Annotated in this window: 18 protein-coding genes; 14 read left to right on the forward strand and 4 right to left on the reverse strand. The window is 66.6% G+C overall.

Annotation, left to right across the window (positions count from 1 at the left end):
- The first annotated feature begins 151 nt into the window (after positions 1 to 151).
- The 14 genes from V4558_00370 to V4558_00435 all read left to right on the forward strand — a co-directional run bounded on the left by V4558_00370 (position 152) and on the right by V4558_00435 (position 19672).
- Positions 152 to 2485 carry a hypothetical protein gene (locus V4558_00370; protein MES2303927.1) on the forward strand — a complete coding sequence of 778 codons (2334 nt, stop codon included), beginning with the start codon at positions 152 to 154 and terminating at the stop codon, positions 2483 to 2485.
- Positions 2486 to 2507: 22 nt separating this feature from the next.
- Positions 2508 to 4940, forward strand: coding sequence for a hypothetical protein (locus tag V4558_00375; GenBank protein ID MES2303928.1), 2433 nt, complete (start codon positions 2508 to 2510; stop codon positions 4938 to 4940).
- Positions 4937 to 5338: a hypothetical protein gene (locus tag V4558_00380; protein MES2303929.1), complete on the forward strand. Its 402-nt coding sequence runs from the start codon at positions 4937 to 4939 to the stop codon at positions 5336 to 5338. The genes V4558_00375 and V4558_00380 overlap by 4 nt, the downstream gene beginning before the upstream one ends.
- A 183-nt stretch (positions 5339 to 5521) precedes the next feature.
- Entirely contained in the window at positions 5522 to 5860 is a 339-nt protein-coding gene (rpsF, locus tag V4558_00385; GenBank protein MES2303930.1) for a 30S ribosomal protein S6, read from the forward strand.
- Positions 5860 to 6081 (forward strand): 30S ribosomal protein S18, encoded by a 222-nt coding sequence (gene rpsR, locus V4558_00390; protein MES2303931.1) that lies wholly within the window; start codon positions 5860 to 5862, stop codon positions 6079 to 6081. Before rpsF ends, rpsR begins: the two co-directional genes overlap by 1 nt.
- Positions 6082 to 6134: 53 nt before the next feature.
- Positions 6135 to 7040, forward strand: a complete 906-nt coding sequence (locus V4558_00395; protein ID MES2303932.1) for a DUF2232 domain-containing protein — start codon at positions 6135 to 6137, stop codon at positions 7038 to 7040.
- Positions 7037 to 7486 (forward strand): 50S ribosomal protein L9, encoded by a 450-nt coding sequence (gene rplI / locus V4558_00400; protein MES2303933.1) that lies wholly within the window; start codon positions 7037 to 7039, stop codon positions 7484 to 7486. The genes V4558_00395 and rplI overlap by 4 nt, the downstream gene beginning before the upstream one ends.
- A gap of 6 nt (positions 7487 to 7492) precedes the next feature.
- The gene (locus V4558_00405; protein ID MES2303934.1) at positions 7493 to 9319 is read left to right on the forward strand and encodes a DegV family protein; all 1827 of its coding nucleotides are present in this window, start codon (positions 7493 to 7495) and stop codon (positions 9317 to 9319) included.
- 10 nt (positions 9320 to 9329) lie between these two features.
- Positions 9330 to 9674, forward strand: coding sequence for a ribosome silencing factor (rsfS, locus tag V4558_00410; GenBank protein MES2303935.1), 345 nt, complete (start codon positions 9330 to 9332; stop codon positions 9672 to 9674).
- 26 nt (positions 9675 to 9700) lie between these two features.
- Entirely contained in the window at positions 9701 to 12910 is a 3210-nt protein-coding gene (locus V4558_00415; GenBank protein ID MES2303936.1) for a DPP IV N-terminal domain-containing protein, read from the forward strand.
- A gap of 80 nt (positions 12911 to 12990) precedes the next feature.
- The gene (locus V4558_00420; GenBank protein ID MES2303937.1) at positions 12991 to 14370 is read left to right on the forward strand and encodes an SPOR domain-containing protein; all 1380 of its coding nucleotides are present in this window, start codon (positions 12991 to 12993) and stop codon (positions 14368 to 14370) included.
- 109 nt (positions 14371 to 14479) lie between these two features.
- On the forward strand, positions 14480 to 17956 hold the full coding sequence (smc, locus tag V4558_00425) for a chromosome segregation protein SMC (GenBank protein ID MES2303938.1): 3477 nt from the start codon (positions 14480 to 14482) through the stop codon (positions 17954 to 17956).
- Positions 17957 to 17978: 22 nt separating this feature from the next.
- On the forward strand, positions 17979 to 19019 hold the full coding sequence (gene aroF, locus V4558_00430; protein MES2303939.1) for a 3-deoxy-7-phosphoheptulonate synthase: 1041 nt from the start codon (positions 17979 to 17981) through the stop codon (positions 19017 to 19019).
- On the forward strand, positions 19016 to 19672 hold the full coding sequence (locus V4558_00435) for an outer membrane lipoprotein carrier protein LolA (protein ID MES2303940.1): 657 nt from the start codon (positions 19016 to 19018) through the stop codon (positions 19670 to 19672). The genes aroF and V4558_00435 overlap by 4 nt, the downstream gene beginning before the upstream one ends.
- Before the next feature lie 83 nt (positions 19673 to 19755).
- Here V4558_00435 and V4558_00440 read toward each other — a convergent pair whose 3' ends face one another.
- The 4 genes from V4558_00440 to V4558_00455 are packed head-to-tail and all read right to left on the reverse strand — an operon-like array spanning position 19756 to position 23236.
- Positions 19756 to 20619, reverse strand: coding sequence for a Rossmann-like and DUF2520 domain-containing protein (locus V4558_00440; GenBank protein MES2303941.1), 864 nt, complete (start codon positions 20617 to 20619; stop codon positions 19756 to 19758).
- Complete coding sequence (locus V4558_00445) at positions 20616 to 22202, reverse strand: S41 family peptidase (protein MES2303942.1); 1587 nt, start codon at positions 22200 to 22202, stop codon at positions 20616 to 20618. The genes V4558_00440 and V4558_00445 overlap by 4 nt, the downstream gene beginning before the upstream one ends.
- Positions 22203 to 22247: 45 nt before the next feature.
- On the reverse strand, positions 22248 to 22886 hold the full coding sequence (gene tmk, locus V4558_00450; GenBank protein MES2303943.1) for a dTMP kinase: 639 nt from the start codon (positions 22884 to 22886) through the stop codon (positions 22248 to 22250).
- Positions 22886 to 23236: a YlbF family regulator gene (locus V4558_00455; protein ID MES2303944.1), complete on the reverse strand. Its 351-nt coding sequence runs from the start codon at positions 23234 to 23236 to the stop codon at positions 22886 to 22888. Before V4558_00455 ends, tmk begins: the two co-directional genes overlap by 1 nt.
- Positions 23237 to 23240 lie beyond the last annotated feature (4 nt).

Consider the following 23240-nt stretch of genomic DNA (forward strand, 5'->3'; position numbering starts at 1 on the left):
AGGTGGTCGATGGAATGCGCCCGGGGCGAAGCCAGGAGACCCGGCCAAGCTTACGGGAGGCGAACGCGAGCGGCCTACGTCCGGCAACGGTACGGGCCATAGACAACAGGACTGCCGAGGGGGCCGCTTTCCGACGACTGGTGGGAAGAGCATGAGTCGTCGGATTCTGCTCGTGGCAGTCGTACTCCTGGGGCAGCCGCTGGCGGCACAGAGCCCGGCGCAGCGGCTCGCCCTCGCCGGGTGGCGCGACTCACTCACGCGCTCCGGCGATGTGACCGCAGTCGCGGCGCTCGGCGAACTCGCTGGCTCGGGCGACAAGGCGTTGCGGCCACTGCGACGCGCGTTCTACAACGCCCGACGTGGCGAACTTGCACATGACCGGGGCGCGCTCGAGAAGGCGCTCCTCGATTTCGACCAGGCAAGCGCGCGGCATCGCGACTGGCCCTGGCCGGAGTACGGCTCGGCGCTGGTGTTCCGGGCCCTGCACTTCGGGGAATTCATCTCGACCGCCTCGCCCGGACAGATGGAAGGTGAGTCCGACGCTGCCGCCGTGTGGCGTCATCTCCGCAATGCCTTGAAACGCGACCCGGACGCGTTACCCGCACGGCAGTTGGCGATCGAACTCCTCGTCCGAAGCGGCGATCGTGAACTGCCCAGCGTCCAGCAGCAGCTGCTTGATGGGCTCCTGCGCTCGGCGACCCCCGAGGCCGATGCGCTACTCGTCCTGGGCCGGACCTTGCGCGGACGCGAACACTATGACAGCGCGCTGCAAGCATTCGTCCGTTCCGGGATGCGCGGGGGCGATGGCTCGCGACTCGCACTCGAACGGGCCCGGACCCTGCGAGCCATGGGAGACAGTGTTGGCGCGGCTGCCGCCTACTGGAGTGGGCTTGCTCCCCTCTCCTTCACAGGACGGGTCGCCTATCGAACCGACCTCGCCTGGATCGTCGGCTCGGATTCGCTTGCGGCATTCGACACAATGCCGACCGACTCGATCCGGCCCTGGCTGGAACGGTTCTGGGCCCGGCGCGACATCCAGTCCGCCACTGGCCGTGATGGTCGCCTGATGGAGCACTTGAGGCGCTGGGCGTTCGCCTTCGCCCACTTCAAGGTGGCCCTCCCATGGCGCCGGACGATGTTCGCTCGCGTCGAGATCGACTTCGAGAACCATGACGCGTGTGTGGCGAGCAATACGGCGTTCTACGAGCGGCTGGCACGGGTACCACCGGTCGACTCGCTCGATATCCGGGCGCGTGAGCCGCTGCTCGACCATCGTGGTCTCGTCTACCTCCGGCACGGTATGCCGCTCAGCCGTCAGGTGCTTGCCACGGCGACCGGTTTGACGCCGATCCGTGCCGTCGGGATCGCCGGGGACCCTTTCAGCGATGACCTCACGCCCTCGCAGACTGCCCAAGGTGCGCTCACGGACTCGCACGGCGCAACGGAACTCTGGCTTTACTGGATGGAAGGGGACTGGCGCGTCCTCTTCTTCCGTGGCAGCAAGGCGCTTGGTGACGGTGCGGGCACCACGCTGACGAGCTACATGCCGATCAGTTTCGCGAATGAGTGGTGGGTGGCGGCCCAGCTCGACTCCAAGTACGGCCCAGCTGCCGACCAGATCGAGTATTACCTCGGGATCCAACCGAAGAGCTGCCTCGGTCAGGTCACCAGTGCAATCGCAACCAGTCGGATGGACGCGTTGACCGCGATCACGACCGACAGCGATTCCCCGCCGCTGACGCATCCCTGGAACTCGGTACTCGACGTCTTCACTGTCGGCAGCGAGGCGAACAGCGATGGCCGGGCCATCATCACCTTCGCACTGCCGACCGCCGAGTTGCAGACCACCCCGCGCGACAGTGGTCGGGTCGGGATCGATGTGCGCTTCCGCCTCTCGGCATACAATCGCGCCACCGGGGCAATCGTCCAGATCGACACGGTTCGCCACTTCGGCGCCTCCGGTGCGGTGCAGGCGAACCAGTACCTGTCGGGCCTCTTCGAAGTGCCACTCACGCCCGGCATGTGGGACGTCTCGGTCCTCGCGAGGCAGGAGCGCGACTCCACCGGTGCATACGCCCTCAGCCGGGCTCGACCAGTTGCGATCGGGACATCCCTCGCGTTGAGCGATGTAGTGACCGGAACTGCAAATGGGCGTATACTCTGGCGCACCCCGGAGAGCATGTTTCCACTGAACCCGCTCGGGGCCTGGACACCGAACGCCTCCCTTGAGATCTATTACGAGATCTACGGACTCCCCGCCGGGACCGGCTACCGTGGTACTCTGGAACTGCGGCCCGCGGAAGGCCAGAAGGCCAAGAGCGTCATCATCGGAACCACCGGACAGTCGACCGGGCTGCGGACGGTAGTCCGACGCAGTGTCGGGCTGACCCAGCTCAAGCCCGGCCAATACCGGTTGATCATTACCATTCACCAAGGCGCCGATTCGGTGGTGACCGAGCGGCCGCTGCTGATCACCGCACCGTGAGCCCCCCACTCCGGAGTTGTAGATGTTTCGGTGTCATCGCGCAGTTCCCCTGCTGCCGCTGCTCTTGCTCGTCGCCTTGCCACTTTCGGCGCAGACTCCCGCCGAGCGGGTCGCACTCGGGGCTTGGGAAGATTCGTTGCAGCGGGTCACCACCGTGGCCGACCTCGCGGCGCTCGAGGGGCCGTCGAAGTCCGGCGGTGGCGCCGCCACGGCGCAGGTCAGACGGGCTGCCTACGTCTTGCGCCGAGGCGAGCTGAAGAACGACGTCGGCGATCTGGATGCCGCGCTGTTCGACTTCGCTCAGGCCGCCTCGCGCCACGGCGACTGGCCGTGGCCTCGGTATGACATCGCGCGCGGACTCTTCGCGCAGGAGCAGCGCAACTACTCGCCCAAAGCAACCGGTGGACTCAACGACGGCGAGAGCCACGCCACGGGCATCTGGCGGGCGCTTCGCGAATCGGCAGACCGCGACGTGGAATTCGATCGCACGCGCGAAACCTTCCTCCACCTCGCACTTGCGACCGAGGACCGGCTCGCTGCGAGCGACTTCATTGCTGGCGTTCGACGTTACGCGCGCGGTGCCCACCCCGACCCGCGCGCCGTCCTCGTGCTCGGTCGCATCGCCCGGAGTGACAAGGATTACCGCACCGCGCTCGCCATGTTTGACAGTTCCCTCACGCTGGGGGGCGATGCTGCGCTGATCCAGCTCGAGCGCGCTCGCACCCTTCAGGCGCTCGGCCGAAGCAGCGAAGCCGTTGATGCGTACTACGCCGGCCTGCGACGCCCGACTGCCATCGGTCGGGCAGCCTACCTGCTCGATTTCCGCTGGATTGTCAGCAAGGACAGCGTGGCCCTCCTGCAGGCGACCCCGGATTCCGCCCTCGTTCGCTGGGTCGAGCGATTCTGGGCCGGTCGTGATGCCGAGGCTGTGCGGGAATCGGGAGAACGTCTGGTCGAGCACCTCCGCCGCTGGAATTACGTGCGCGAAAATTTTCGCGTGGTCTCGGCCGGACGTCGCAGCCAGATGAAGCGCGCCGAGTTCGATGTCGCCGTGCAGGGGCTCTGCATCGGCTCGGGAAGCTGGTCGCTCGATGACATCATCGCTGAAGAGCCGGCAGATTCCGAGGACATCCGCCGCGATGAGCGCTTCCTCGATCATCGCGGCGTGGTCTACCTCCGCCATGGCGAGCCCAGGAGCCGGCGGCGCGGCGGCAATACGCCGAACGACCTCGAGGCGCTGGTCACCGATGCGATCGCTTCTCAGGATGCCACTGCAGGACTCCTCCCGGAGGGATATCTCCAGTCCAAGCAGTTTCGTCAAACCGCGGACGAGATCATCAGCTACATGCGAAACCCCCGCGCCGAACTCGCGATGGAGGAACGAATCCGGTCGAACGAATCGTGGCTCTACTGGATCAACGGCAGCTGGCGGGTCTTGCACTTCACCGGCAGCGATGCACTCGGCCTCTCGGCGCCGACCACGCTGGTCACCATCCTGCCGCTTCGCCCGGAGCTCTATCTCTCACGGGCCTCGCTCGCCCCAGCGTATGTCCGCATTGCGCAATTGCTGATTGCTCCGCCGGCGCGCGCCAAGCCAGTCACCTGCGACCCGATCGTGGCTGCAGTGCTTCAGGCTGGGCGCGAGGATGTTGCCAACGCAGGTAACCACGACTCGTATACCCAGACGTACTCGCACCCGTTCCTGCTCGCGGCGCAATTCTTCGGGCTCGGCAGTGCCGCGGACAATTCAGCGCGGATCCTCACGACCTTCGCCGTCCCCGGCGACCATCTGCATCCGGCCGGCCGCACGGCGGACGGTCGCCTCATCTACCCGATGCAGTTCCGCCTGACGCTCTGGGATGGCGCGACCGGCACGTCGCGCACCATCGACACCACAAGAAATTTCGTGTCCCCCGACACCCTTCGTGCCGGCAGCTCGCTCAACGGAGTATTCGAGACGCCGTTGCCACCGGGCTCCTGGCAGGTCGGCGTGACTGCGCGACAGGATGCCGACTCATCGGGCGGGATGGTGCTCGCGCGTGGCGTACGGGTCGACGCCGGCGGCACGCTCTCGCTCGGAGATGTGCTGGTCGGCCGGGAAGGATCGCGCCCCGGCTACGCCCTCGGCGGACAGCCGTTCCCGCTCAACCCCGGTAATGCCTGGGCTACCGAAGCATCAGTCGAGCTCGGCTTCGAAGTGCGTGGTCTCGCCGCTGGCGCGGACTATCGCACCGTCCTCGAGGTCACCCCGCTCGACCCTGCAAAGAAGCACTCGGTCCGCATCGAGACCGGTGATCGCGCTTCGGGCGCGGTCACCACGGTGCGTAAATCGCTGGCACTTCAGCGACTCGACCCGGGCAACTACCGGCTGACGGTGACCGTCACCGCCGATGGCAAGAGTGCACAACGTGAGCGAGGGATTACCGTAATTGCCGCTGCGAAGGAGAAGAAGTGATTCATCTCGCACTCCTCCTCGCTGCCGCGGCCCCGCGTCCTGCTACTGCAGCAGATTCCCTGCTGCACGCCAACGCGATTGTGCGCGTCCGCGTCCCGGCAATGCAGGGCAAGTGGTTTCGCGGCCGGGTTGTGCGCTCGACCAGCGCCCTCGGCTGTCTGGCGGTGATGATCGAAATGGAGCAGCCCGATCAGCCCCAACGGTTCGTCTTCCTCCGCGGGGTCGACTCGCTGATGGTCGACCGGCGAACCAACACCGGGGTGCTGGCCCTGCAACTGGGACCCGCAGTTGATGAGGACTGGCAGACGCTCAGCCCGGCAGAATTGGGAACAGCCAATGATGGCTGTCGCGGGGCGCGGCGGCCGCCGGCGAATACCCGGCCCACGAAGCCTACCTAACACGTTTATCCGCAATGACTTAGCGTCACGCGATGGCGGCACCATTGCTCCGGTGCTCGCCTCGTTCGAGGACCGACGGTAGCGTCAGCAGGCTGCTCCCGGCTATTTTGGTGGGCTGTTCACAACTCATCCTCCTCGGGCGCCGCACCAGCCCCGGGGCGACCACGACCGAAGGAAGGTGCTATGACCCGCTCGTACGAGGCGGTTTACATCTTCGACTCCACGCTCGAAGAACCCGCCATCACCGAGAAGCTCGACCGCTTCCACGCCCTCATCCCGCAGGCCGAAGGCTTGGCCATTGACGTCAATCACTGGGGCAAGCGCACGCTCGCCTTCCCGATTTCGGGCCGTGAGACGGGCTACTACGTCATTGCCAAGTTCGATGCTGCCCCGACGATGCTGCCTGAGTTCGAGCGCGCGCTCAAGCTCGACGAGTCGGTGCTGCGTCACCTGATCGTACTCAACGAGGGAGCCCAGATGGCTCCGACGCCGTCGGCCAAGGACGGGGAGGACGACGAATAATGGCCCGCCCACAGAAGACCTGCGCCATCTGCGAGTCCGGCGTTCGCATCGTCGACTTCAAGGATGAACGGCTGCTGACCCGCTTCCTCACGGAACGGGGCAAGATCCTTCCGAGCCGCCTGTCTGGCACCTGCGCCCGGCATCAGCGTCAGCTCAGCACGGCGATCAAGCGGGCACGTCAGCTCGCCCTGATCCCTTACATCAAGGGATTCGCCGGCTGACCACGCCTCCGACGGCGCCCGGCAACCCCGGGCGCCGTTCGCTGTTCCCTACCCTGGTCTTGCTGGCCGGGTATCTCGTGCTCGCCCCATCGATCTTCTTTCTCGGCCCTCTGGCACTGCTACTGCTGGTCTCTCGACCAGCCAGCGGCCGGGAATGGCTCTGGCTCTTCATCTCGCTCCTCGGAGTTGCGGCGTCGGTCCAGGGCGAACACGCGCTCGTCGATCAAACCATTCGCGCCTACGGTGCCTTCTTCGCTGGGACGTTCGTCGTGCTCGCGCTCGTCGGTGTCTCATCGCTGGTCCAGCGTGCCCTGCTCAGCGCGGTCATCGCCGCGAGTGCCGTGGCGACCTGGTATCTCAAGCTGCATTTGCGGTTCGTCGACTTCCGGGCCGACCTCTCGAGCCACACCTGGGACGCCTACCGCCGGATCTTCACCGATCTTCCGGCAACCCCGCCGACGACCGGGGCAGAAGTGGTGGGTAGCGCGGGCGTTTCCGAGTTTGCCAGGAATCTGGCCGACGGCCTCGCCAGCGCGAGCAAGGTCACTCCCGGATTCCTGACACTGCTGCTGCTCCTCGGCGCCTGGCTGGCCTGGGGCTGGTATCATCGGGTGAGCCGGCGCCCTATCGGCCCACCGGCGAAGGCATTTGTCGAGTTCCGGTTCAACGACCAGTTGATCTGGGCACTGCTGCTGGCATCCGCGGTCGGGCTGGTGGCGCCGGAAGGGGCCCTCAACACGTTCGCGGCCAATCTCTTCGTAGTCCTTGCAGGGCTGTATGCCGCCCGCGGATTGGCGGTGGTGCAGTGCGCGATCCGGCGGGTCTCCGCCCTCTTCGCCCTGGTGCTGTACCTGCTGGCCTTCCCCGTATTACCCTTTGCCTTGTTCGCGATCGGCGTCGCCGACACGTGGCTCGACCTGCGGCGCCGAATCGCGCCGCCTCAAGGAGCAACACCATGATGGAACTCATTCTTCGCGAGGCCGTGCCCTCGCTCGGCAAGGCCGGTGACCTGGTGCGGGTGAAGCCGGGTTATGCCCGTAATTTCCTGCTCCCGCGTGGGCTCGCCTTCGAGGCGACCGCAGGTAACAAAAAGCGGATCGACGCCGAGTCGAAGGCCAAGGCCGCGCACGCCGCCGCCGAACGCGCCGAGGCCGAGGCGTTCGCGGCCAGGCTGGGCGCGCTGACTCTCACCTTCACCGCGAAGGCCGGAGATGATGGTCGACTCTTTGGCTCGATCACGTCCGGCGACATCGCCGAACAGATTGCCGCGCAGGGTCACACCGTCGACAAGCGCAAGCTCGACCTCGAGCATCCGATCAAGCACCTCGGGTTCCACTCGGTCGGCGTCAAGCTGCACCACGACGTCCACGCCGAAGTGAAGGTCAACGTCGTCGCGCAAGGCTGAGACGGCATGACCGTCGGCATCGGGTATCTCGATGGCCCGCGGCTCGCACGCGGCTTCTACGCTGCCTCGGACTGGGTCACGGCAGGACGGGAAGAGCTCAACCGCATCAATGTCTTTCCGGTCCCTGATGGTGACACCGGCACCAACTTTTCGCTGACGCTTCGCGCCGTCGCCGACGCCCTCCGGGCGCTCGGCGACGCGCCGCTTCCGGAGACGGCCACGACCGCGGCGCGGGCGGCGCTGTTGGGCGCCCGCGGCAATTCGGGCATGATGCTGGCCCACTTCCTCATTGGTTTCGCCGACGGACTGGGCCAGCGCGCGACCGCCGGGGCCCCCGACGTCGCGCGGGCCGTGCGCGCTGGTGCCGATGCCCTTGAGGCCGCCCTCGACGAACCGCGGGAAGGCACCATCCTCACGGTCGTACGCGACGGCGCTCGCGCCGCCGAGCGGGCGGGTGAGGAATCCGCTGACATCGGCCATTTCCTCCGTCGGCTGCACTCGGAATCCGACCGAGTGCTCGAGCACACGCCCGAGCTGATGGCGGTGCTGAAAGAGGCCGGCGTCGTCGATGCGGGCGGTAAGGGATTCGTCAGGATGGTCGAGGGATTCGTCCGTTTCATCAACGGCGACCCCATTCTTCCTGCAGCGGCGCCGCTGGAGACGGATTCGGCGATCCCCGCCGCGCTGATCGCGATCGCCGCGGAACGTGACTTCCAGTTTTGTACCGAGGTCCTCGTGCGGGGAACGCCACTCCCGCCCGCCAACGATGTCCGCGCGGCGATGCACAGCTTCGGCGGATCGGTGGTGGTCGCGGTGGCCGGGGACATCCTCAAGATCCATGTGCACACCGACACCCCGGAAGCCGTCTTCACGTACGCCGAGCAGTGGGGCACGGTCGCGACACGGAAGGCCGAGGACATGCGGGCGCAGCATCGTCGCCTGGGGCACGTCGAGCAGCGGAAAGTGGCGATCGTTGTCGACTCCTCCAACGACCTTCCGGATCCGATCCTCGACAAGCACCGTATCATCGTTGTCCCGCTGCAGGTGATGTTCGGCACCGAGACATTCCGGGACCGGATCGATCTCAAGCCCGCCGAGTTCTACCGTCGGCTGCGGTCCGCCCGGGAGCTGCCCACCACCTCGCAGCCTGCGCCGGCCGAATTTGTCCGGGCCTTCCGGGCCGCGCGGGAAGAGGCGCCTGAAGTTGTCGGCATTTTCGTCGCCGGGATGTTGTCGGGAACGCTCGCGTCGGCTCGGGCCGCGATCAACGCGGCGGGGATCGACAAGGTGCACCTGGTGGATTCGCGAGCCGCGTCGCTCGGCCTGGGGATGCTGGCGCTGCGGGCGGCCGAGCTGATCGATGACGGGTGGGGAGCAGCGGCCGTGGCGACCGAACTGGATCGGGTCCGATCGCAGTCCGGTATGTTCATCACCGTGGACACGTACGACAACCTGATCCGGTCCGGCCGGGTCTCTCGCGGGAAAGCGTGGATTGGAGGATTGCTGGACATCAAGCCGATCATCGAAGTCGACACGACCGGACGACTGCAGCCGATCGACCGCGTCCGTGGCAGCGATCAGGTGGTACCCCGGGTGCTCGCATTGCTGGAGAAGCGGCTGACGCCCCGCCCGAAGCAGGTCCGCTTCGGCGTGGCGCACGCCGAGGCACCCGAAGCGGCAGAACGGGTCCGGAACGCGCTGATGGCCGCGTATCGTCCGAAGGAAGTGATCGTCGCCCCAGTGACCGGAGTCCTGGGGACCCACGTCGGGACGGGTGCGTGGGCGGTGTTCTATCAGGTCGAAGACGGCACGCCGGAACCTGCTCATGGTTGAAGCGCGTGGCGTGAAGTTGCCCAAGGCCGTTCGGACCGTAGTGAACGCGATTGATGACCGTAAAGGGGTGCGGATCCAGGTGCTCGACCTGCGGCACCTCAGCAATGCGGCCGATTATTTCATCATCGCGAGCGGCACATCCGATGCCCACGTCCGTGGACTGGCCGACGGGGTGATGCGGGCGATGCTCGCCGACGGGAATCACACCCACGGCGTCGAGGGTCTGCAGACCGGCCGCTGGGTATTGCTCGACTTTGTTGATGTTGTAGTACATCTGTTTCACCCGGAGACCCGGGCGTTCTATCAACTCGAACGCTTGTGGCAGGATGCTCCGGCGCTCCTATCCGGACCGTGAGGTCCGCAGGACGAGAGGGACTCCCGATGCGACGCCTCGCGTGGCTGCTGCTCGCCGCCCCAGTGGCTGTACCGGCCGCACTCTCTGCCCAGTATTTCGGGCAGAACAAGGTTCAGTACACCAACTTCGACTTCCACGTGCTCGAGACCGAGCACTTCGACGTGTATTACTACCCCGTCGAACGCGAAGCGGCCCTTGATGTCTCACGGATGGCAGAGCGCTCCTACGCGCGCCTGTCCACCGTGCTGCGACACAAGTTTCGCGAGCGGAAGCCGATTATCCTCTACGCCTCGCACTCCGACTTCTCGCAGACCAACCTCGCGGATGGTGACGTCGGCGAGGGGACGGGCGGCTTCACCGACTTCCTGAAGCACCGGAACGTCCTCCCGCTCACCGGCGCCTACAGCGACGTGGATCACGTGCTGCAGCACGAAATGACCCACCAGTTCCAGTATGACGTCTGGTCGGGTGGCAAAGCCGGCGCGGGCATCCAGACCCTGATCAACGTGAATCCGCCGGGCTGGTTCGTCGAGGGCATGGCGGAGTACATGTCGATCGGCGGCGTCGATCCCAATACCTCGATGTGGATCCGCGATGCAGCGGCCGAAGGGAAGCTGCCCACGATCAAGCAGCTCGAAAACGATCCGCGAATCTTCCCGTACCGCTTCGGCCAGTCGATCCTGACCTATATCGGCCAGCGCTGGGGCGATGAGGCGATCGGGGCGATTCTCTCGGCCTCCCGCGCCGGTTCGCTGGAAGGCGCCTTCCGTCGCGTGATCGGGCTCGACTTCCGTCAGCTCGGCGATCAGTGGCGCGACGCGATGCAGAAGCAGTATCTCCCCGAGCTGGCCGTGCGGAACAAGGCCGACGCGATTTCGCAGCCGACGCTCACGAAGGCGAAGAGCGAGGGCACCTATCACCTCGCGCCGGCGCTGTCGCCCGACGGCACCCAGGTCGCGTATTTCTCGGAGAAGGACTTCTTCTTCGTCGATATGTGGCTGGCCAAGGTGTCGGATGGCGTCGCGACCCGCCGGCTCTTCAAGTCGACGTGGAGTTCCAACTACGAGACCTTCCGCTTCATCAACTCGGCCGCCAGCTGGTCTCCCGACGGGAAGTACCTCGCCTTCGCTGCCAAGCGCGGCCCGAAGGACGATATCGTGGTACTTGATGTCGCCAAGAACGATGAGATTGCACGTATCACGGTCGACATCAGCGGTGTCACCACCCCTTCGTGGAGTCCGGATGGCAAGAAGCTGGTCTTCACCGGCTATGACGGCGGCCTTTCCGACCTCTTCGTCGTCGATGCCGACGGCAAGAATCTGTCGCGCCTGACTCACGATCGGTACGCCGATCTGCACCCGGTCTGGTCCCCCGACGGAAAGACCATCGCCTTCACCACCGACCGTGGCCCGGGCACCGATTTCGACCAGCTGCGTTACGGCAACTTCCGGCTCGCGCTCTATCATCTCGACAACAGCAAGATCGAGACGTTGTCTGGAATGGACGCGGGGCGGAACGTCAATCCGCAATGGTCGCCCGACGGCCAGTCGCTCGCGTATGTCTCCGACCGCACCGGTGTCGCGAACATCTTCCTGTACGAACTCGCCAACGGCGAGTCGTACCAGCTCACCGATTTCTACACCGGCGCGCAGGGCATCACGCCGCTGTCACCGATTCTGTCGTGGGCTCGGCAGGCCGACAAGCTGGCGTATGTGTACTACGAGGACAGCGACTACGATGTCTATGTGATGTCGAATCCGCGCAGCCGCAAGCAGCAGCCGTGGCGCCCGGGAACTTCACTGGCACTCTCCGATCCGGTGCGTGCCGCCGCGATCGCGGCAGCCGCCGCGAAGGCCAACCCGGCCGACACTGCCGCCGTGAAGACGCCGTCGGCAGGCGGGAGTGCGCTCTATCGTTCGTCTGGTGGCCTGCGCCGCGCCGACTCGGTGGCGGCGACACCGGATTCCCTGCGCCCGGCCGATCCGATCTCGATGGCCGTCCTGATGGATTCCTCGCGCCTCGGCCTCCCGGACACGAGCACCTTTACCGAGCGCAAGTACAAGACGGGCTTCACCGCCGATTATGTGGCACGCCCGAGCATCGGGTACGTGCGCGACAACTTTGGCCGCGGCTTCTTCGGTGGCACGACGGTCTCGCTCTCCGACATGCTCGGCAACAAGCAGCTCGTGTTCAGCGGGTACATCAATGGGCGGATCGAGGAAGCCCAGGTACTGGCAGCGTATGCCAACATCGCGCATCGAGTGAACTGGGCCGTGGGATTGCAGCAGGAGCCGTATTTCTGGTATTACGGCAGTGCCATCACCGATGGGCCGACCCCCGGGGAGAACACCTACATCACCCAGTACCGCCGCGTGGTGCTGCGGTCAGCGTTCCTGCAGTCCGCCTATCCGCTCTCACGCTTCCGTCGCATCGAAGCCGGCCTGCGTGCCACGAACGTGGATGACGCCATCCTGCAGATCAACGAACCGTTCGATCCGATCTCGGGGATCCAGACCCAGGACCCGACGATCACCAAGACGTCGCTGAGCTCGGTCGGAATGGTGCAGCCCTCGCTCGCGCTGGTCTTCGACAATTCGCTCAGCGGGTATGTCGGCCCCTTTATCGGGCGTCGTTCGCGCTTCGAGATCACCCAGGCCATCGGCGGCTGGAAATACACCCAGGCGACCGCCGACTACCGCCGGTACGACAAGCTCTTCGGCCCGTTCACCTTCGCCACCCGGGCGATGTACTTCGGGCGTTCGGGGCGCGACGCCAATCGCTTCACGATCTTCCTCGGCTATCCCGATCAGCTGCGCGGCTATACGTCGGGCTCGTTCACCCGTAACGAGTGCCTCAATTCGCAGACCGATCCCAACAGCATCACCGGCTGCTCGGCACTCGACCAGCTGGTGGGAACGTCCATTGCCGTCGGCAATGCCGAACTCCGCTTCCCGATCCTGAACGCATCCCTCGGCGTCGTCCCCAAGATGTTCCCACCGATCGAGGGCGCGCTGTTCTACGATGTCGGGGTCGCGTGGGATGGCAACTCGTCGGTGCGCTGGTCGCGCCCTGCCGGCGCTTCTCCGTCGGCCATCAGGACACCGCTGCGGTCGATGGGCGCATCGATCCGGACCAACATTTTCGGGATCGTGATCCTGCGCTTCGATTACACCAAGCCGCAGTCGCGCCCGGGGACGAAGGCCTTCTGGACCATCTCGATCGGGCCGACGTTCTGACGACCACCCGGCATCGGTACCTCGCCGCCGCGCTCCTGCTGGCGGCGTGCGGCGGTGGCTCACCTGCGACCGCCCGGCACGTGCCGAACGGCCTGCCGGCAGATGTTTCGTTGTTGCAGCTGCCCCGCAACGGCGGCGTCGCACAGCTGCTGCGCGCCGACTCGCTCACCACGATCGACTGGCGCACCAGCGGCGTCCCGCCGATCGTGCGCGCCCTCGGTACCGATCGCGAAGAGAAGATGGTCTACGCGGTTGACACGGCCGGTCGCCTGATCGGACTCGATCTCCGTGCCCAGCGTTGGCGTCCCTACCTCCAGGCCGCACATCAACTCACCGGCACCGCCGATGGCGTCGTGCTCGGACTCGACTCCGCGCGGCGCCCACTCCGGCTCGCGAGCCGCGCCCTGACGACCTATCGCTCGCCGATCGAACGGGGTCCCGTCCAGTTGCTCGGTGCCTCTGGGGCGCAGATCGTGGCGGTCTCCGCCAGTCAGCGGGTGGCACAGGTCGTCGACGAAGATGGCGAGACCCGCCGCGTCACCCTCCCCGCCGGGGAGCTGAGCGGCACCTGGGCCGGCGATCTGCTGGCGGTGACCACCGACTCCGGTGTGGTCCTCGCCGAACCGAGCGGGAAGAAGCTCGAGGCCGAGTTCATCAGCGTGCGCGGCAACCCGACGGCCTCGGTGTTCTCGCCCTCAGGGCATCGGCTGTACATCGCTCGCCGCAAGAACGACATCGAAGTCCTCGACCGATTCAGTCGGGAGAAGGTCCGGACCTTCCCACTTCCGGGCACAGCCACCGCGCTGCGAGTCGACCGTACCGGCCGCTGGCTCCTGGCGCGCCCCGACAAGGGCGACTCCGTCTGGGTGGTCGACCTCGTGCGCTGGGAAATTGCCACGACGCTCCACACCCGCTGGGCAGAGGATCTTCCTCTCGTCGCCTCGGGACGCACCCTGATTGCTCGTGACGGCAACGATGTGGTCGCGTTCGACATCACCGCGGCAACGCCCAAGGAGCGCAGCCGCCTGGTCGGGGCCGCCGGCGATGTCTTCCTGGCGGTCCCGTGGGCCCCGGCAGGCGCCGCGCCCGAGGCCGCATTGGCAGCCAATCCCGCTGCGGCGGCCACCGACAGTACGCCCGCAGCGACTGACTCATCGACCTCGCCGCCGCCAGCCGTGGCGCCGACCACCGTGGACCCGATCCCGACCGCGCCTACCGGTTCGGGCGCCTCATCGGTTTATCTGCAGGTCGCCTCGTCCCAGAACCAGGACTGGGCCGGGGCGTTCGCGCAGCAGCTCAAGGAGGGCGGCTTCCCTGCCCGGGTGCTCTCTCCCAAGGCCGCTGGAGACCCCTTCCGGGTCGTCATCGGACCGTATGCCACCCGCGATGAGGCCGATGCCGTGGGCCGACGTCTCGGTCGACCGTACTTCCTCCTGACCCCGGGTGCCGGCGACACCTGATCGGCCCTGCAGCGCCCCCCCGTTTCGGCTATCTTTGCGCCTTCCGGTACGCTCCCCTCGCGGGGGCGATGTGTGCCGTCGGCGCCCACCCCACTCCAAGATTGCCCCGATGAAGCTGACCAAGCTGGAGCTCTCCGGCTTCAAGTCGTTTGCCGACACCGTCACGCTCACCTTTGACCAGGGAGTGACGGCAATCGTCGGTCCCAACGGGTGTGGCAAGTCCAACGTCTCCGACGCCGTACGCTGGGTACTTGGCGAGCAATCCGCTCGGCTCCTCCGCGGTGGCAAGATGGAGGACGTGATCTTCCAGGGTGCGGCGACCCGCCGCCCTGTGAACGTCGTCGAAGTCTCGCTCTACCTCGATAACAGCGAGGGCGAGCTCCCGACCCCGTACACGGAAGTGGTGATCACCCGGCGGCTTTCGCGCTCGGGACAGAGCGAATACCTGCTCAACAACTCGCCAGCTCGCCTGCGGGACATCCAGGATCTGCTGCGCGGCACCGGTCTCGGCAGCGACGCCGGCGTGGTCATCGAAGCCAAGATGATCGACCTGCTGCTCTCCGATCGAGCCGACGAACGGCGCTCCCTCTTCGAGGAAGCCGCCGGTGTCGGGCTCTATCGTGATCGTCGCCACACCACCGCGCGCCGTCTCGAGGAGACCGCAGGCGACCTGCAGCGCCTCGAGGACCTCATCGCGGAGGTCCAGTCGCAGCTGCGCTCGCTGGCGCGTCAGAAGGGCAAGGCCGAGCGACACGTCTCGCTGACCGAAGAGAAGTTTGCGGTCACGTTGACGCTCGCGCGGCAGCGGCTCGATCAACTCACGGCCGACACCGAAAGCTTCCAGCGCCGGCACGCTGAACTCACGCAGGTGCTGCCCGAGGCGCGCGAGCGACTCGCTGCGGTCGAGCTGTCACGCGAAGCGGCGGCACAGTCTCGGCACGCTGCCGAACGTCACCGGACCACCGTCGTCGAGGACCTCGGCGTCGCACGGCTCGCCCTCGGCAAACTCGAGGGCGATCTCGCCGTCGCGTCCGAGCGGTTGCAGAACGCCGCGCAGCGGCGTGAGCGCGCCGCCACCGAGCGCGGTGACTTCGAGGTGCGGCTTCAGCAGGCCCGCCTCGAGCTCGAACGGGCTCGCGAAGAGGCAACTGCCGCCGAAGCCGAGCATGCCCGAATCGAGGGCGAACTGGGCGGACGCACCGAAGCCGAGCAGGCCGCGCGGCAGCGCCTCTCGGCCCACCGCGATGTGGTGCGCCGCATGGAGACCGAACTCCAGCAGCACGCGCAGCAACTCCGCTCGCTCGAAGGCGAGCGCACGGCACTCGAGGGCGAGATCACCTCGCTGCGTGAGCGGATTGCCCAGGAAGAGTCGCATCGCGGCCACCTTGCGCAAGAACGCCAATCGCACGGCGAACGGCTCACCGAAGCCACCGCAGTCGCGGATCGTCACGCTGAAGAGGCGCGTCACGGTGCAGCCGCGGCTGAACAGGCGCGCCTCCGCTTGCGCGAAATCCGCGAGCGCGAAGTGCGCGAACTCGCCGAGCGACGCTCCCTCGAGGAAGATGTTGCCAAGCTCGTCGCGCGACGCTCGGCACTTGAAGCGCTCGAGCGCGACCGCGTCGGGCTCGCGCCGGCAGCCGCGTCACTGCTCGCCGCCCGTGAGCGTTTCGGTGATCGCATCCTCGGCCCGCTGGCCGATTTCATTTCATCGGAAGGCGATCAGGCCGAACTCGCCGAGCAGCTGATCGGCGACTTCGTCCACGCCGTGCTGGTGCGCGACGAAGCAGTCATTCCCGAAATTCAGGCGTGGCACCAGCAGGAGCAGCCGGGGACGCTGATCCTCCTGCCGCTGAACCCCGGCCCCCGCACCACTACCGGGACGCTCGACGCGCGGCTGCGTGTGGACGCACAGGCGGCACCTTGGGTCGCCGCGCTGACCGGCGGCGCCGAGGTGCTCGATGCATCCGGGCGCGCACTTCGCCGGGCCAATGGCGCGGTCTACCTCACGGGCCCGACCGCCGCCACCGGGCCGATTCGCCGTCGGGCCGAACTCAAGTCGCTCGTCCGCGAGATCGACACGACGTCGGCGACCCTCGCCACGGTGGATGCCCGCCGGCAGCGCACCACGCAGGAGCTTGCCGATCAGGAAGCGGCGGCGACCGAGACGCAGAGCAGCGCCGAGCGCCTGCGCGAAGTCGAGCGACTCGCCATTGCGGCGCGCGAGGACCTCGCACGCAAGGTCGGCAATCTCGATCGCGAACTGGCCGAAGCCGAGACTCAGGTTGCCCGCCTCGGCGAGCGGCTCACCCGCGGTGAGCAGCGCCGGGGTGAGGTCGATGTCGCCCTCACCGACGGGACGGCAGCACGCGCGCGTCTCGACGAATCGCTGGTGACCACCCGCGCGCAGCTTGCCGAATTCGAGGCCGAGCAGGAACAGGCGCGTGAGGCGCGGTCGCAGTGGCAGGTGCAGGAAGCGCACATTGCAGCCCGGTTGCGTGCCGCAGGCGAGTCGATAGCGCGGACCGAGCGTGTAATCAGCGAAGCCGAAAGCTCCGGGCGCGCCCGCACCGAAGAAATCGCACGCCTCGATGCCGACGCGGCCGAACTCGAGGCGCAGCGCGCCCTCTGGCAGGGCGGGCGCGACGAGCGCTCGGTCCAGCTGGTGGCGCTCGAAACCGCAGCTGGCGAGGCGGAAGGTGCCTTGCAGGCGGCGGACACCCGGCTTGCCACCGAGGAAGCCGACCTGAACGAGGCGCGGCGCACCGTGGAATCGTCGAGCGAGGAGCACCATCGCCTCGAACTGGGCGTTGCCGATGCCAGCGCACAACGGAAGCGGATCATCGAGCGAGTCGAAACCGAGTGGAAGCGTCCGTTTGATGCGCTGATGGAATCGGCCACGATGCTCGAACTCGACCTCGAGACGCTCGAGACCGAAGCAGAGCGGATCGCCTCGGCGCTCGAGGCGATCGGCCCCGTGAACGCACTCGCGGTCGAGGAGCACGCTGAAGAAAGCAAGCGGCTCACCTTCTTGCAGGCCCAGCGCGATGACCTCGTGGCGGCCCGCCAGGCGCTCTTGCAGGCCATCAAGGAGATCGACGGCACGGCGCGCACCCTCTTCACCGAGACGTTCAACGCCATCCGCGGCAACTTCAACACCGTGTTCCAGACGTTGTTCGGCGGCGGCGAGTGCGACCTCCGGCTCTCCGACGAGCACGACCCGCTCGAGGCCGAAATCGAGATTCACGCCTCGCCGCGTGGCAAGAAGACGCAGCGGATCCACCTGCTCTCCTCCGGTGAGCGCACCCTGGTCGCGACCTCGCTTCTCTTCGCGATCTACCTCACCAAGCCGAGTCCGTTCTGCCTCATGGACGAAGTCGACGCGCCCCTCGACGACTCGAACGTCGGGCGCTTCCTGCGACTGCTCGACGAGTTCAAGAGCCAGACGCAGTTCCTGGTGATCACCCACAACCCGCGGACGATGCAGGCCGCCGACAGTGTCTATGGCGTGACGATGCAGGAGCCCGGCGTCTCCACCATTGTGGGCGTCCGCATCAGCGATCACGACGCCGCCACTGCAGCGACCTGACCCGAACGGAATTGACGATATCATGTTGATCGTGATGAAGCAGGACGCCACCCCGGAACAGATTGCCGGCGTGGTGGAGATCATCGAAGCAATGGGCTACGAGGCCCGGCCGATGCCGGGTCGTCAGCGCACCACCGTCGGCCTCGTCGGCAACGATGGCCGAGTCGACGCTTCGCGCGTCGAGGCGATGGGTGGCGTGGCCGAAGTGATCCACGTGTCGAAGCCCTACAAGCAGGTCTCGCGTGAATGGAAGCCCGAGCCGACGCGCGTTCCGCTGCCCGATGGCTCGATGGTGGGCGGCCGCGAAGTGATCATCATGGCGGGGCCGTGCTCGGTCGAGAGCGAAGCCGGGATCCTCGAAGCGGCGCGCGCCGTCAAGGCTGCCGGAGCAACCGTGTTGCGCGCTGGTGCCTTCAAGCCGCGCTCCTCGCCCTACTCGTTTCAGGGACTCGGCAAGCTCGGACTCGAACTGCTGGCGCAGGCACGTGCGGAAACCGGTCTGTTGATCGTCACCGAGGCCATGGACGCTGCCGGACTTGCGCTCGTCTCCGAATACGCCGACATCGTGCAGATCGGCGCGCGGAACATGCAGAACTATTCGCTCCTCAAGGAGTGCGGCCGGCAGCGGAAGCCGGTGCTGCTCAAGCGCGGCCTCTCGGCGACGATTCCCGAGCTGCTGCTCTCGGCCGAGTACATCCTCTCGGAAGGGAATCCCAACGTGATTCTCTGCGAGCGCGGCATCCGGTCATTCGACAGCACCACGCGCAACGTCTTCGACCTGTCCGCGATTGCGGTAGTGCACGGACTCTCGCACCTGCCGATCGTGGCCGACCCGAGCCACGCGACCGGACACCGCGACATGGTACCGGCGATGGCGCGCGCGGCGATCGCAGCCGGGGCCGATGGCCTCCTCGTTGAAGTCCATCCGAATCCCGAACGTGCCCTGAGCGACGGAGCACAATCGATGTTCCCGGAGCAGTTCGAGCGGATGATGCGCGAAGTCTCCGCCATCGCCGAGGTGATCGGCCGGTCGGTCGCGTCGCCCGTCGGGAGCCACGCGTGAAGCGCCTCGGGGCCCTGCTGCTGCTCCTGCCCGCCGCGCTCGCGGCCCAGTCGCCCTCGCCGGCGGAAACGGCGACACAGGTGGTCTCCCGGGCATCCCGGGTATTCAAGCAGCTCAGTGGTCTCGAGGCAGATTTTCGGCAGCACATCGAGGACCCGATGGTCGGCAACCTCGACAGCAAGGGGAAGCTCAGCCAGACGGGCAAGAACCGCTTCGTGATGCGCTTCAGTGACCCCGCCAACGAAGTCCTTCTCGTCGACGGCACTCATCTCTGGGTGTATACGCCGAGCACGTCGCCGGGCCAGGTCACCCGGCGCCCGATTTCGACCTCGTCAGTCTACGGCGTGAACCTGATCGGCTGGTTCATGGACAATCCGCTCGATCGTTATCGCCTGACGTACGTCACCACCGAACTTGTCAACGGGAAGCGCGCCGACGCGGTCCTGCTCGAACCGACCACCCGGGACCTCCCGTTCCGCCGGGCGACGCTCTGGTTCGATCGCGAAGACGGCTTGCCGCATCGCTTCGAGATCAGCGAAGGCCAGGGCCAGAAGCGCACTGTGCTGCTTTCCAATGTCCGGCTGAACGCCTCGATTCCACCGAGCGTATTTGTGTTCAAGGTCCCCGATGGCGTGCGGGTGATCGACCAGTAGCGCCCCTCGCCGACCTGATGCTTCAAGCCCTCCCCTTCGTGGTCCGAAGGGGAGGGCTTCTGTCTCACCGGTGACCAGAAGCCTCAGTCGCTTGTCGTCGACGCCGCGCTGAGGAGCTCCGCGAGCGCGATGGCGGCCGGCTCGGCGAGCCCTCCAACGCGCGCAATGGCGAGTGCTTCCCGACCGAGCGCGATATAGACCGCGCGATCGTTGTCTCGTAGGACCGCGAGATGCGCCGCGACGGTCCCGACGTCGCCACGGCGGACCGGTCCAGTGAGCGCGGCGACAGTTCCTTGTGCGGCAATGTTCGCGAGCGTCTGCTGCATGATCGGCTGGAAGAGTTGATCCGCTCCCTCACCCGCCCCGCCGGCGCGCGCCAGCCGCTCCGCGAGTTCCACCAGTACCACAAGGTAGTTCGACGCGATCACGGCAGCCGCGTGATAGCTCACCTTGCCGGCTGCGGTCAGTTCGATGACCGGTGACATCCCGAACAACTCCGCGAGCGAACGCGCGACGACGACGGCGCGATCATGCCCTTCGACAATCGCCGGTGTCCCGCGCAGAATCGCCGGATCCACCTGGCCATGCGAAATCGCCTGCAACGGATGCAGCGAGCCGAGCGCCGCACCGCTCTCTCGCAACGCGGCCATCGACTCGGCACCGTGCAATCCCGACGTATGCAACACCACGTGGCTGGAAGTGATGGCCTCACTGGCGGCGAGCTGCTCCGCCACGGCACCGATCGCATCGTCCGGCACCGCAAGGACGACCACCCGCGACGCAGCGAGTGCCGGCCGCCAGTCGGTCTCGACGTCCGGCAGCCCCGCCGGTACCTTGCGCGACGATCGGGCGAGGAGGCGAACCTCCTGCCCGGAAAGCCCGAGGGCGCGTACGAGCGTTAGCCCGACGCGCCCCGTGCCCACGACGGCGACCGCCGCGGGAGTCACTTCCGCGTGATCTCCGCCATCAGCGCCTTCGGCGTTGCGGCGCTCCGCAGCATCTCGACACCGGCCCGCACCTGCGGATCATCGAGTCCACGACGCCGCAGCTCGGCGGCACGTCCGAAGACGTAGCGCGCAACTTCGTAGCTGAGCTGATCGTCGAGGAGGGCGCGCCCCTGCGCCGTCTGCTCGGCCGACAGGATGATCCCCTTGGCCTTGAGTCGGGCGAGCACCGCCTGGCGCATCGCATCCGAAACCTGGAACGTTTCCGACGTCACTTCCTTCTTCTCCTTGACCTCGAGCGCGGTGGTGACCAGTGCATCACGGTAGCCCGCGACATTCCCGCCGATCGCCTTCGCGAATTCGCGCTCGGCATCGGTGAGCGTGTCGACGCGCACGATCCGGTCGGGCACAATTCCACCACCACCCTTCACGAGGCGACCGCTGATGGTCTTGAAGGTCGGCAGCTCCTTGGCCGCGGTGTCCTTGCCAGATGCCTGCAGAGTGGCCTGCCGGATCTGTTCGTCCTGGCTTTTCGCGGTCCGCTGAATCGTGCGACCGCTCGGCGTATACCAGCGACCGGTCGTGAGCTTCAGCGCCTGACCGGGGCGAAGCGGGAAGAGCGACTGCACCAGTCCCTTGCCGAAGGTGGCCGTGCCGACGACGACCGCGCGGTCATTGTCCTGCAGCGCGCCGGCGATGATTTCCGCCGCACTGGCCGACCATTCGTTGACGAGCACCACCACCGGCAAGTTCGCCCACTGCTGCGGGGCGCGGTCGGCGTAGGAGGCATTCATATCCTGTAGCCGGCCGCGCGTCTCGACAATCTTCTGTCCCGGATCCAGGAAGAGATCCGACACGGCGACGCCCTGATTCAGCAGCCCGCCCGGGTTGCCGCGCATATCGAGGATCAGCCCCTTCATCCCGAGCTTGAGGAGCGCGCTCACCTCTTCGCGGATCTCCTGTGCCGAGGCTTCACTGACGGTGCTCAGCTGGACGAAGCCGATCCCGCCGTCGAAGAGGACGCCGGGGGAGACTGAACGGTTGTGGATCATCTCGCGCACGAGCGCGAAACTCATCTGTTGCGGCACACCGGCACGACGGACCTTGAGCACCACCTTGCTCCCGGCCGTGCCACGCAGCGTCTTGATGGCCTCTTCCTGCTTCAGGCCCTGCGTGCTCTTGCCGTCGACGTCGATGATCAGGTCACCCGCTTCGATGCCGGCGCGTTCGGCAGGCGTCTGCGGCAGCGGCGCGACCACGGTAATCCAGCCATCGCGGACATCGATCTGCATCCCGAGACCACCGTAGTTGCCGGTCGTCGTCTCGGTGAGCTGACGGTAGTCGTCATTCTCTTCGAGCGTGGTATAGGGATCGTTCAGCTCGTCGAGCAGCCCGGTCGTTGCCTTGTGATAGAGCGAGTCCGTGGAAAGGGAGTCGACATAGTAGAGCCGGACCCGCTCGAACACTTCCTGCAGGAGCTGCGGACCGCTCGGTGCGGGCCGCGCAGAGGCGCCCTGCAGCAACCAGCCGCCGGAGAAGAATGAGAGTGCGGCCACAACTGCGACCAAGCCCCAGCGCTGCTTCATCGGACCCTCTTTGGACGATTCCGGATTGACCATGATGTCCTCTTCCTACTCCGCCCGGGGGCGGAACGTTTCGGGATGCAGCCTTGCGAGCACAGCCCAGGCCTGCGCCAGGACTCGCTCGGGTGACGCACCCGCTTGCAAATGATGCACCCCCTGCCCCGTCGCGGCCAGGTATTCGGCGGCCACGCGATCGTGGAATGCGATGTCTTCACGCTCGAGTCGATCGGCGCCCTTGCCGGCGCTCCGCTGCCGATCGCGACCCACCGCGGGATCGAGGTCGAGCACTAGCGTGATATCGGGTGCAAGGCCGCCAGTCGCCGCGCGGTTGACCCACTCGACGTGTTCCCGCGGCAAGCCGCGCCCGGCACCCTGATAGGCCATCGTCGAGAGGTCGTATCGATCGGACAGTACGACCTGGCCGTGCTCGAGCGCGGGCCCGATCACCTTGCGCACCAGATCGGCGCGCGCGGTCGTCATATAGAGCAACTCCGCGGCCGCGGTCCAGCCACCGTGACTGTCGAGCAACTCGCTCCGCAGCGCCTCCGCCACCGGCGTGCCACCGGGTTCACGCACCGTAACCAGGTCGACACCATCGGCACGCATCCGCGCCGCCAGCGCGGCCGCCAGCGTGGTCTTCCCCGCACCCTCCGGTCCTTCCAGGACGACGAAGAGACCGCGTGACATCAGAGCGTGATGATCCCGCTGGTCGCGCCGCGCTCGATGCCATCGGCGATGCGCTGGTTGACCCGCTGCATCAGCTTGTCGACGTTGGCGCGCGCCACGAGGTACGTCTGCCCCGACGGCGACAACTCGAACTCGCGCAGGGTGGTCTCGTATTCCTGCGCCTGCGCTTCTTCGGGCGCCTGACCCTGCGCCATCAGCGCGTCGAACTCCCGGGTCAGCCGCGAGATCACCTCGAGCTTTCCTTGCGCCTCCTTGTCATCACGCAGCGACTGCTCCGCGCGGCGCAACGCCTGATACTCCGTGGACTGGCCGAGCAGCCGGCCGAGTTCCTGCGCCTTGTCGTCGATCATCTGG

This window comes from Gemmatimonadota bacterium (assembly GCA_040388535.1).
Lineage (GTDB): Bacteria > Gemmatimonadota > Gemmatimonadetes > Gemmatimonadales > GWC2-71-9 > Palsa-1233.